Below are 12,529 nucleotides of genomic sequence, written 5' to 3' on the forward strand. Positions count from 1 at the left end.
ATAACTAACATTATACCAAAAAACACGGATGACCGTGTTTTTTTTCGTTTTTTTGAAACTGAAATGAGTTATTTACTCGTTACAGCCCCTTTTAATAATGAATAAACACTGGATCTCCAATTCTAACTAATTCATATACAGTTTTAGCATCCTCATATTGCAGATTTATACATCCATGAGACCCTTTTGTTAAATAAAGTGTTGGTGACCAATTAGCCCAATCACTACGTTCAAGATAATGATATCCTGTACCAGTCCACATTATTCTAACCCAAAATTTTGATGGGGTTCTATAATCTTCTCCAACTAATATTTTTTCGGGCATCTTTTCCTTTATATACCATACTCCTGTACGAGTAATTCGATCTTCAGTTGGTGGCATACCTGTTACACATTTACTTGAAAATACTTGTTGTCCATCTCTATATACATACACCATCTGTTCGGTTATATCTATTTCACTATAGTTTTGAGTATCCCAATCATTTTCAAAATTTTCATAATCTTTTTTATAACCTTTATGACTATAAACTGGCTCTAACTGAGTAGTTAATGCTTTTATATTTTCTTTACTATGATTACTTATATATGCATTGATTAGCTGATTATTAGTTTTATCAGTTATAACATTATATACTTGATCAACAATTTTTTCATAATCAAGTCTCCAACCATAATCACCTCCTGATATTTCAATGACCTGACCAGAATGAGTAGTAAAATTACGTTTTTTTCCAACTGTTTTATATTTTAAGCAAAAGTCTTCAATCCATTCACCCATACTATCTTTATCAATTGTCACTTTATTTTCTTCATCTATTTTAATCCAATCTTTTATATTTTCAGGTGTAATAGTTTCAGTTACACCCTCTCCCATATCCCATGTAATCCAATTTAAAAGGTAATTATTATAAATCTCAAGTTGTTCTTTTAATTTCTTTTCATCAACCTCATCAGAACACTTCTTGTATATACCTGGATATTTTTTATTATCATTTAAATAAATTTTAGGAGTAATTTTATTCAATGTTTCCTTGACTAATGAATTAAATTTTTTTAAATCTAATTCATTACCTTCTATCTCATCAACAATCTTACCACTTTTAGTTTCATTATCATACTCTATATGAGCACTTACTGATTTTTTAATTTCATATGTTTTACTACCTTTAATCAAGATTGATTCATTTATCAATTCCTCTATCTTATCTTGATCATATGATACATTTAGATTAATTTCATGACTATGATTTGAAAATATACCAAATATGCTTCTGTTATTTTTATGACTTATAAAATCCTTTTTTAGATTACTTTCAAAATCAACTGCTAAATCAATATCCTTTCCATTTATTTTAAATGATATCTTATCTTTACCAACAATTTCTAGAGCATAGTTTTTTATAGTCTCATCAAATAACTCTTTTGATTGTGTATAAGTCATATTAGATACATTTATACCATTAATACTAGTATTTGGGTACCATCTATCTTGATAATATATAGATACTGTAAAATACAATAAAATATAGCCTAGAATAACAGCTCCTATAACTTTTATTCTCTTTTTAACTCTTCTTCTTTTTCTTTTCATGATTTTTGAATAATATACTCCTTTTTACACTTTACTTTATCCCTATATTTATTTTACGACCATTATATCATAAAAATCATTTGATTCAATTAATTCAGTTGATTAACAATAAAAACTATTATTTATTATAATTTAAAAGTCGACTTTATACAGCCGACTAATTTAATTCCTTTACATCATTATCTGTAAGTTTCTTTCCACTCTCTACTTTATCAATTACTTTAATAATTTTACTTAAAACCTCTTTATCAGGAATAGTTATATACGTTTTTTTACCCTTTTGAGAATAAGTATCATAGCTTATATCATCTGCTCCAGTAATTTGTACATTAAAAATTTCCCAATTAGCCATATCATTCAACTGCATATTAATTAGAGATTTAATATCATCACTTGTCATATCTGTTTCAAAGCTACCTTCAACTGCAGACAATATACTATTATAATTTGTTATAATTTTTGGTGACATAGCTTTTTTTAACATTGCTTTTAATAACCTTTGCTGATTCTTCCCACGATCAAAATCACCATGTGGTAAAGCATATCTTTCTCTTACAAAGCACAATGCTTTATCACCGTTCATCTCATTCATACCTTTTTTTATTTTATAATTACCATGTAATGTTGTGAATTCATATGGAGACTCTACTTCTACACCACCTAATGCATCAATAATATTGATCATTCCACTAAAATTAGTCTTTGCATAATAATTAACTTTTAGCTTTAATAAATCTTCTAATGTCTGTATCGTTTCATTAATTCCATACATTGCAGAATGAGTTATTTTATCCATCTTTCCATTTTTATGTAAATTAATCTGTGTATCACGTGGAACACTAACCATTAAAACTTGTTTTTCAAGTGGGTTTACACAAACTACTAAATTAACATCTGCTCTTGAAATTGTAGATACTGAACCATATGTATCAATTCCAGTTAAATACACAATAAACGGATTCCCTGTTACATCAGTTTTTGTAGTTACTGCTTTCAATTCCTCTTGAATTTCCATTTTATAAATTAATCTAGTTTCATCTGTAAAACCTTCATGATTTGTTTCTAATATCCCTAAATATGATTGATCAGCTATAATACAATCAACTTCCCCTTTATATAAAGCATCAGCTAATTGAACATAATCATCATAATTTTTCTTTTCTGGAGCTCTATCAATCTTATCTTGAATTTTTGCTAAAGCATTAGTAATGTCAGAAACACTAGTCTTGTTTTCAACACCAAAAGTCTTTCCCTTTAAATCATCAAGTTTCTCTATATCTCCATTTTTCATAGCATATACAGCAATAACTCGAGTTTGCATAAAGGCACTTGTAATGTTACTTATAAAATTATCACCAATTGATGCATACACACTTCCTGTTATAAATAAGACAGATAATAGTACACTTACTAGTTTACTTACAAATATTCTTTTATATGATCCAGTACGTCTTTTCTTCCTAGCTCCTGATGTTATCCATACCATCTCTATAAATAATAATAATAGTAATATAACTACTAAACTAAAATAATATTTAACTGGTAACATTTTTAAAACATAAATATATCTTAAAAATATAATTGTAGTAACTAATTGAACTGTTAATATTATTCCTTTTGAAGTTAATTTAGAAAATAAACTTTTTTTCTTTTTTCTCACTATTCTTCACCTCATAAACACCCTTTATCTTAGCATAATAACATGTCATATCAAAGGGATTTTTGTCTAATATATTGAAAGAGCTTCATAAAGAAGCTCTCTTAATTTCCTAATCCTTCTAAATCTTTTTCATCAATAGTTCCACCCTGTTCAACTGTATCAATAAGATTCTTTATTTTTTTAACTTGTTTAACATTAGGTTTCATTACATATATTTCAGTTCCCCACATAGAATAAGTTTTGCTTGTCTGATACCCTTTACCTTGAACCTGAACATTATATATTTTCCAATCTGACATATCATTTAATTGCATATTAAGTAAAGACTTAATTTCCTTACTTGACATATCTGTTTCAAAACTACCTTCAATTGCACTTAAGATATTATTAAAATTTGTAATGATTTTAGGTGACATTGCTTTATCTAACATTGCTTTTAATACTTTTTGTTGATTTTTACCACGATCAAAATCACCATTTGGTAAAGCATATCTTTCTCTTACAAAACATAGAGTTTTATCACCATTCATTTCATTTATACCTTTTTCTATTTGGTAATTACCATGTAATGTTTTAAATTTATAATCCGAATCCACAGTTATACCACCTAAGGCATCTACAATATTAGTCATTCCACTAAAATTAGTTCTTGCAAAATAATTAATTTGAACATCTAAAAAATCTTCAATTGTACTAATTGTTTCACTCGTTCCATAGATTCCTGTATGTGTTAACTTATCCATTTTACCATTCTTGTTTAATTTTATTTCACAATCACGAGGAATACTTGTCATTAAAATCTGCTTAGACTTAGGATTAACTGTTACAATTAAATTAACATCACTTCGTGCTACAGTATTAACACTACCATATGTATCAATTCCTGTCACATAAACTGTAAATGCTTTTTCTGTTACATCAGTTTGTTTTGTCGTAACATGCAACTTTGCATCATATTCATAAGATTTAATAATTTTTGTATCATCATCAAAACTTTCATGTTTTGCCTCTAACATAGATTTATATTCTTGTCCTACAACAATAGCATCTACTTCATCATTATATAGAGCATCTGCTAATGTAGAATAATCATCAAATTTAGTAAGTTCTTGTTCACCAATTTCTTCTTCCATATCAGAAATAGCTTTAGCTATAGTAGTTGTATCATGCTGATATGAAACCCCAAATTTTTTTCCATCTAATTGACTTAATTTTGTTATATCATTTTTCTTCATAGTAATGACAGAAATTAAATATTTTTGATTTTTAGCATCAGATACATTTTCAAAAAAATCATTACCTCTTATAGTATATGTTGTTCCCATCATTAATAAGATACTTACTAATAAACTTATAATTTTAGTTATTATTGAACGTTTACTACGTAATCCTTCTTTTTGCTTTTTTTGTCCACTTAACATTATCAAGAAGAATATAATAATTAAAACTCCTAATATAATCATAATTGCAGTTAGATATTTTAAGGGTACTAAATCTAACTTAAATATAAAATATGTAAACACTATTGTTGATATCAATTGTACTGTTAAAATCAAATACTTTGAAGTAATAAATTTTATAAACTTATTTTCTTTCATGTGACCTCCTTAGATTTACATTTATTTTGTTAAATAATACCATATTATTTTTTATAATACAAATTTATGATTAATTTAGAAGAAAATTTAAGATTTTTGTAAGAATTATTAATATTTTAATTGTATATTTTAAAAATATTCATTACTCTTTATTATATCTGCTTTTTTTAGTGTTATACTATAAAATGTGAGGGAGAAAAAATTTTATAAAACTGATTTGATGAGTAAGATTGATTTGTTTTCCATAAATAATTTGATTCGACATCACTCGTGAAAATTCATTAAAATTCGTGATTTTTTAACGAATAAACACGAAACTTTTATTAATAAAGAAAACCTCATTCCCTACTTTTCTAAATCTCAAAATTTATATAAATAAAGCCTTTTCTCTTTGTTACTGTATAAATATAATAAATTTTGTCACTAAAACGAAAGGGGAATACAAAGATGACAGATGTAAAAAAATACACAGTGTATATTTTAGAAGAAAACAAAGAATTATTAAATAATATTAAAGAGAGTTTAACTAAAACTACTAATTTTACTGTAGTTGGTACTAGTGATAATGCTACTAGCTGCCTTAACTATTTATCAACTAATAATTGTGATTTATTAATTATTGATTTAATGTTGACAAATATTGATGGAATTGGTGTTTTAAATAAATTAAAAGAGATCAATAGTCGTGCATATAATAAGGTGGTTTGTATCACAAGTTTTACTAATCCATTAATTTGTGAAAGTTTAGAAAAATTAAATGTTAGTTATTGTTTTAAACAACCATTTGATATTAATTATTTTACTACTACTTTAAATTCTATTATGAAAATATCATTAGAAGACATTAAAGATATGTCTCAAAACGAATCTGAAAAGTATAAAAAAATAAAATTAGAAAATGAAATTACAGAAATATTACATGAAGTTGGCATTCCTGCCCATATTAAAGGATACATGTACCTAAGAACAGCAATATTATCTACATATTATAATATTGAGTTATTAGGTCAAGTTACTAAGGTTCTTTATCCAGATATTGCTCGTCAATATAGTACAACAGCTTCAAGAGTTGAAAGAGCTATCCGTCATGCAATTGAAGTTGCTTGGAATCGTGGTAATACCGATGCAATTGATGATATTTTTGGTTATACCGTTAGTGCTACTAAATCTAAACCTACAAACTCTGAATTTATTGCTATGATTGCTGATAAGTTACGTTTAGAACATCAAACAAAAGCAGCTAGCCGTCACAGTTATTTATAATTATATCTTTGATATATATAACAAAGAGAGACCTCAATCAAGAGGTCCCTTTTACTTATAAAATAGCAATTTTTAACAAATATTTATGTAAATTAACAAAATAAAAAAGTCTGATTTTTTCATATTAGTGAAAGCCCTGACTTTTTAGTACCTTTTTGATCAGGTATTTTTTATTTAATTTTATACTTCCCTATGTCAATTTAAAATACTATAATCTATCATTAACCATTAATAATAGACATAAATTTATCTTCAAATTAGTTATATATTCCCTCATAAGATCAAAAAAGCTTTAACATTCTTACATCATAATTTAATAATTATAATTCACTTAACTATTTTTAATCACTAGTATTTATATTTTGATAATACAATATCTACAATCTTTGAAATAAATTCTAAATTACAAGGTTTATATTTTGCTCTATATCCAAATAATTTTTGTAATACTTCTTGATTACCGTTTAACCATGTAACTTTTATAACATGTCTAATTGCTTGTTCTACTCTTGATGAAGTAGTCGCATATTCTCTTGCTATACCTGGATATAATTCTTTCGTTACTTCATTTAACAAATTGATATTGTTACAAACATTATAAATACCTGTAACAACATAATTATATCCTTTTAAATGTCGTGGTACTCCCATTTCTATAAAAAGATTATATATTTCATTTTTTATTACTGTTTCCATCCTATTTTTATCATCATGCGAATTATTCTCAGATATTCTATCGATTATTTCCATAAAATAATCCACATTAAATGGTTTTCTTAAACAATAATCCATTTGTAAATTATCCAACATCTCAAATACTAATGAATTAAAATCACTAACACATATCAATTTCTTAAATGCTTTAGAATTATTTTTTCTCAAGTGATTTATAATTCCAATTGCATCAATATTAGTTAGCATTAAATCAACTATGAACATATCAGTTTCATGATTTAGTAAATAATTTAAACACTGTACCCCACTTTCAAAAGTCGCTTCAACTTTATATTTCTTACTACTATTTATTTTATTTACTAAACTTTCATTTAATAAATAATCCTCTATTAAAACTACAATGCGTACGCTTTCATTCATTTCTTAATTACTAAGTGTTCTGTACACTTCTCCTCCCTTTTTATCTTTATCCCAAAATCAATATTACAAGTTTATTAAACACTGTATCCTTTTAATAATGATTATATTCTCTTTTATTATCATATAATTAATTTATGAAAATTAAGAATATAATCATTATTTTAAAACAATTTAACTAAAATTATTCCCTATAAAAGTACTAACTTTAATAAATATGATTTATTACATAAATAAAGCGCTACCTATTCTTATCATTGTTGCTCCATACTCAAGAGCTATTTGGTAATCATTTGACATTCCCATTGAAAGTTCATTTAATGAATATTCTGGAAATTTTAATTTTAATTCATTTAATAACTCTTGAGTTTGTTTAAAATATTTTCGAGTTTTTTCAGGTTCAATATTTGGAGCCATCATCATTAACCCCTCTACCTTAATATGAGGATAATTTTTTAGACAACTAAATACCTCTTCAATTTCCTCACTTTTAAATCCATGTTTGCTTTCTTCTTTTGCAATATTTACCTGAATTAAAATTTTTGCTACTATATCATGTTTCTTAGCTTGTTTTTCAATTTCATTTATTAATGAATAACTATCTACTGAATGAATCAAACTAACTTTATCAATAATATATTTTACTTTATTCGCCTGAAGAGTCCCAATCATATGAAATTCACAATTTCCATCATATTTTTCATACTTTTCTAATAATGCTTGTACCCTATTCTCTCCAAAATATTTTACACCTAACTCTTCTAATTTATTAATTTCTTCAATACCTACATATTTGGTCGCTGCGACTAATCTTGCATCTTTAAGCTCATCAATTATCTTTTTTACCTCTAATTTATTTACCTCCATTGTTTTTGCCCTCTTTCATTTTCATCTAATATAAAGCTGTTAATTACTTTATCCCTTAAAAAATAATTACTATACCATAGTATCACTAATTGTAACCATTTCTCAACATATTTTTTAATTATTTATAATTTTGTGATAATTTTGTGATATTTAAATCGTTTTATTCTAAATTTTTACCTAATATAATACTTTTTTATAAAGCATTTCTAATTTTCATTATAATTTCTTACTATTGGTAAAATCCTTTAACTATTTTACTCTTCTCATATTTATTAAAAGCACACAATTTTAAAACATGAAACTAATTTTTACTTATAACAGTTATATATTCTAATATAATGATCAAATAAAAAAATTAAATATCACAATATTTTGTGAATTTTAAAAAACAAAAAAGGTCTGTAAATCATATACATTTATTTACAGCCTCTTTATTTATATTATTTAAATTAATAACCTTTATTCTTTTATTAAATTTTCTAATTTGAAATAATCTCTTTATTTTTAATGTATCTTTGTTCCGTTTGGTAATTCTTTAACACTAAGCACTTCCATTACTCCTTTTTTGTCACCAGCTAAAATCATTCCTTGGGATTCAACGCCTCGTAATTTAGCAGGTTTTAAATTAGTTACTACAACTACTTTTTTTCCAATAAACTCTTCAGGTGTATAATAGTCTGCTATACCACTAACAATTTGTCTTATTTCTTTTCCAATATTAATTTTAGATATTAAAAGCTTATCAGCATCAGGATGCTTTTTACATTCTTCAACTGTACCAACAACTAATTCTATTTTTTTAAATTCTTCAATTGTGATTGAGTTATCAGTTACTTTTTCTTTTGTAGTTGTTTTAACAGAATATAATACTTCAACTTTTTTTTGAATCTCTTTTGGATCTAAACGAGCAAATAACATCTCTGGTTTTTCAACAACTTTTGTGCCAGCTTGATATAAACCAAATTTATCTAATGCCAATAAATCTCGTTGATCTGTATTTAATTGATCTAAAATTTTATTTGCTGTAGAAGGCATATATGGAATTAACGCAACAGCAGCAAAACGTATACTTTCAACTAAATTATACAATACAGTTGCTAAACGATCTGTTTTATCTTCATCTTTTGCTAATACCCAAGGCATTGTTTCATCAATATATTTATTGGTTCTTCTAAGAAGTGTAAAAATTTCATCTAAAGCATCAGAAGATTTAAATTCATTCATTTTTGCAATAGCTTTTTTAGGCATTGTTAAAGCAACTTCAATTAGTTCATCATCAACTGATTCCTTAATCCCTGGATTATTAACTACTCCATCAAAATATTTATTTGACATTGCAATTGTTCTATTAACTAAATTACCTAGAATATTAGCTAAATCAGAATTTATTCTTTCTACTAATAAATCCCAAGTAATACTACCATCATTATCATATGGGATTTCATGTAATACATAATATCTAACAGCATCCACTCCAAAAATATCAACTAAATCATCAGCATAGATAACATTTCCTTTTGATTTTGACATTTTACTTTCACCTTGTAATAACCATGGATGTCCAAATACCTGCTTTGGTAATGGAATATCCAACGCCATTAACATAATTGGCCAATAAATAGTATGAAAACGAACTATATCTTTACCAATTAAATGTAAGTCAGCTGGCCAATATTTTTTATATAAATTACCATGATTTCCATCAACATCATAACCTAATCCTGTAATATAGTTACTTAATGCATCAATCCATACGTAAACCACATGTTTTGGATCAAAATCTACTGGTATTGACCAGCTAAATGAAGTTCTAGAAACACAAAGATCTTGTAGTCCTGGTTTTAAAAAGTTATTCATCATTTCATTTTTACGTGATACTGGTTGAATAAATTCAGGATGGGTTTCAATATGCTCAATTAATCGGTCAGCATATTTTGAAAGTTTAAAAAAGTATGCTTCTTCTTTAGCATCATGTACTTCTCCACCACAATCTGGGCACTTACCTTCTACTAATTGTGACTCAGTGAAAAATGATTCACAAGCTGTACAATATTTTCCTTCATAATGACCTAAATATATATCACCCTGATCAAATAGTTTTTTAAATATTTTTTGAACTTGTAATTTATGATAATCATTTGTTGTTCTCATAAACTTATCATATGTTGTATCCATCAGATCCCATATTCTTTTTACCTCTGCAGCCTTTTCATCAACAAACTGTTTTGGTTCTATGCCTGCTTCTTTGGCTTTTAATTCTATTTTTTGTCCATGCTCATCTGTTCCCGTTTGAAAATAAACATTATAACCTTGTTGACGTTTAAAACGAGCAATTGCATCAGCTAAAATTATCTCATATGTATTTCCAATATGAGGTTTACCTGAAGTATAGGTAATAGCTGTAGTTAAATAATAATCTTTTTCATTTTTCATCTGTATCTCTCCTTTAAATAAAAAAACGCCCTATAAAAGGACGAATTATCGCGGTACCACCTTTTTTACACAAATGTGTCACTCAAAACTTTTAACGCAAGTTAAACGTTTATCTTTAATTATTCAAGATAACAGCTCCGGGGCCATCACATAAAGTTTAACTCTTAGTTTCCACCTACCACTAAGTCTCTATAAGCGCCACTTTAACATTTTCCCATCTCTGCTTTTCTATTTTACTTTAGCAAACTATGAAACTAATGTCAAACTAATTTTACTACTAAACATAATTTTATTATATACCTATTGTATATATAATATTCTTATAATTTATATAACATTGTTCCACGTGAAACAATATTAATTTTTACTTATTTAATTCAATTCCATATATATTTTTTGCATTTCCATATCTGTTTCTGCCATTAAATCTGCACAACGTTTCAAACGTTTTTTTATATCCCCATTAGTTTCTTTAGCACCCTTGTATGCTAATTCATGCTCTAATGATGCCCAGCAGTCCATTGCAATTGTTCTAATTTGTATTTCAACTGGAACAAAGAGTACTCCACTTTTTTGATATACAGGAACTTTTATTATTAAATGTAAACTTCGATAACCATTTTTTTTTGGATATTGAATATAATTAGATTGTTTCATTTTAATAACATCATCATGTAATACTAATAATTGAGCAATATAATGTATATCATTAATATAATTACATATTACTCTTAATCCAGCTATATCATTTAATTGACACATTCCTTGGTAATTCTGTTTTAACCCTTTTCTTTTCATTTTTTCCAAAATACTAGCTGGTGATTTAATTCTACTTTGAATATTATGAATTGGACTATATTGACATTTTAATTTTAATTCTTCATCTATTATTTCTAACTTAGTTTTAACTATTTTAATTGCTGCTTTATATGGCTGCATTAATAAATCAAAGTCTGATTGATATTGATAATTATTAACTATATTTTTATTCATTTTATTAATTGAGAAAGAATCTCAACACTCCTTTCATATATTGATAGTTTTAAATATTTTCTATCTTTCTATCAACACTCTTTCCACTGATAATTATATTATCAACTTTAATCATTAATACATCAAAATTATGGATATTTATGTTAAAAATAAAATTCTTCTAAAAAAACGATCTCATTAAATATATAATAATCTAAAATTATTAAATATATAAAATAATAAATTTTAACTTCATTTTATTATTTAAAAGAATAACTTTGGCTAAGTTTTACAAATTCTATCTAGTTAAAACTGATTCAATGTGAAATCAATTCTTTTCACTTTTTTATAAAAGCTAATATATTAAACCTTTATAAGTTTTAATGAGAATAGTTATGATTTTATAATTATTTAAATATTTTTCTATTAGGATTTATTTTAATACATTTATAATTTTTATTACTAAATTTAAATCTTATAATAAATATTTTAAATCATAATAAAGACGTTTTTACATAAATAATTTATTAACTAAAACAACTATAAATATCAATATATACCTTTTTTAATATAGTTTACTTGTGATATTTTTGATTAGATCAAAGCCAATATCTCTAACTCTATATTGACTCAATATATCTTTTAATAATAGCTTAACAGCACAAGATAAATGATTTATTTGTTCAAATTTTCCAACTAAAACAAAAAAAAACGCTAGTCATAACTAGCGTCAGGCTGTTGACAAATAAAAAATTGTCAGCAGTCTTTTTATTTTGTTGTTTATGTGATAATATATCAGTGGTCGTGGATGACTTCGTTCCAAGTGTGCAAACTTTGAGGCTCCACGACTTTTTTGTTTAAGATAAAGAAGTCATGATATGGTATAATATAAGTGCACATTTGGAGGAAATTAATATGACAATGACAGTAAATAAAACTAAACATGATCACATTATTTTATGTACTATTGATGAGCTTGTTCCAGCTGATCATATGGTTAGAAAATTAGAAGCCTCTATTGACTGGTGTTTCATTTATCCGTTAGTAGAA

8 protein-coding genes and 1 other annotated feature are annotated in these 12,529 nt (G+C 25.8%); of the genes, 1 reads left to right on the forward strand and 7 read right to left on the reverse strand.

What is annotated here, in order from left to right; all coding sequences use genetic code 11:
- Positions 1–91 precede the first annotated feature (91 nt).
- From BMW96_RS13175 to BMW96_RS13185, 3 genes are all read right to left on the reverse strand, one after another.
- Positions 92–1,594 (reverse strand): L,D-transpeptidase, encoded by a 1,503-nt coding sequence (locus BMW96_RS13175; protein ID WP_092356855.1) that lies wholly within the window; start codon positions 1,592–1,594, stop codon positions 92–94.
- 157 nt (positions 1,595–1,751) lie between these two features.
- The gene (locus BMW96_RS13180; protein WP_244881325.1) at positions 1,752–3,254 is read right to left on the reverse strand and encodes an LCP family protein; all 1,503 of its coding nucleotides are present in this window, start codon (positions 3,252–3,254) and stop codon (positions 1,752–1,754) included.
- Between the two features lie 101 nt (positions 3,255–3,355).
- A complete protein-coding gene (locus BMW96_RS13185; RefSeq protein ID WP_092356861.1) occupies positions 3,356–4,852 on the reverse strand; it encodes an LCP family protein in 1,497 nt (498 codons plus the stop codon).
- Positions 4,853–5,299: 447 nt separating this feature from the next.
- On the opposite strand from BMW96_RS13185, the gene spo0A reads away from it, so the two are divergent.
- A complete protein-coding gene (spo0A, locus tag BMW96_RS13190) occupies positions 5,300–6,115 on the forward strand; it encodes a sporulation transcription factor Spo0A (RefSeq protein ID WP_092356864.1) in 816 nt (271 codons plus the stop codon).
- Between the two features lie 348 nt (positions 6,116–6,463).
- Here spo0A and BMW96_RS13195 read toward each other — a convergent pair whose 3' ends face one another.
- From BMW96_RS13195 to BMW96_RS13210, 4 genes are all read right to left on the reverse strand, one after another.
- Positions 6,464–7,210, reverse strand: a complete 747-nt coding sequence (locus tag BMW96_RS13195) for a sporulation initiation factor Spo0A C-terminal domain-containing protein (RefSeq protein WP_092356867.1) — start codon at positions 7,208–7,210, stop codon at positions 6,464–6,466.
- A gap of 222 nt (positions 7,211–7,432) precedes the next feature.
- Positions 7,433–8,074: a YggS family pyridoxal phosphate-dependent enzyme gene (locus tag BMW96_RS13200; protein ID WP_092356870.1), complete on the reverse strand. Its 642-nt coding sequence runs from the start codon at positions 8,072–8,074 to the stop codon at positions 7,433–7,435.
- Positions 8,075–8,578: 504 nt separating this feature from the next.
- Entirely contained in the window at positions 8,579–10,507 is a 1,929-nt protein-coding gene (gene metG / locus BMW96_RS13205; RefSeq protein ID WP_092356873.1) for a methionine--tRNA ligase, read from the reverse strand.
- Positions 10,508–10,540: 33 nt separating this feature from the next.
- Positions 10,541–10,737, reverse strand: a binding site (T-box leader).
- A 142-nt stretch (positions 10,738–10,879) separates the two neighbouring features.
- Positions 10,880–11,500 carry a GTP pyrophosphokinase gene (locus BMW96_RS13210; RefSeq protein WP_092356876.1) on the reverse strand — a complete coding sequence of 207 codons (621 nt, stop codon included), beginning with the start codon at positions 11,498–11,500 and terminating at the stop codon, positions 10,880–10,882.
- Positions 11,501–12,529 lie beyond the last annotated feature (1,029 nt).

Origin of the sequence: Thomasclavelia cocleata (genome assembly GCF_900102365.1) — a bacterium.
GTDB lineage: Bacteria > Bacillota_I > Bacilli_A > Erysipelotrichales > Coprobacillaceae > Thomasclavelia > Thomasclavelia cocleata.

What these genes read in the sequence shown, in the direction of transcription:
- spo0A (WP_092356864.1), top strand. Translation starts at nt 5,300, where the DNA reads ATGACAGATGTAAAAAAATACACAGTGTATATTTTAGAAGAAAACAAA.
- BMW96_RS13185 (WP_092356861.1), bottom strand. Translation starts at nt 4,852, where the DNA reads ATGAAAGAAAATAAGTTTATAAAATTTATTACTTCAAAGTATTTGATT.
- BMW96_RS13175 (WP_092356855.1), bottom strand. Translation starts at nt 1,594, where the DNA reads ATGAAAAGAAAAAGAAGAAGAGTTAAAAAGAGAATAAAAGTTATAGGA.
- BMW96_RS13200 (WP_092356870.1), bottom strand. Translation starts at nt 8,074, where the DNA reads ATGGAGGTAAATAAATTAGAGGTAAAAAAGATAATTGATGAGCTTAAA.
- BMW96_RS13210 (WP_092356876.1), bottom strand. Translation starts at nt 11,500, where the DNA reads ATGAATAAAAATATAGTTAATAATTATCAATATCAATCAGACTTTGAT.
- metG (WP_092356873.1), bottom strand. Translation starts at nt 10,507, where the DNA reads ATGAAAAATGAAAAAGATTATTATTTAACTACAGCTATTACCTATACT.
- BMW96_RS13195 (WP_092356867.1), bottom strand. Translation starts at nt 7,210, where the DNA reads ATGAATGAAAGCGTACGCATTGTAGTTTTAATAGAGGATTATTTATTA.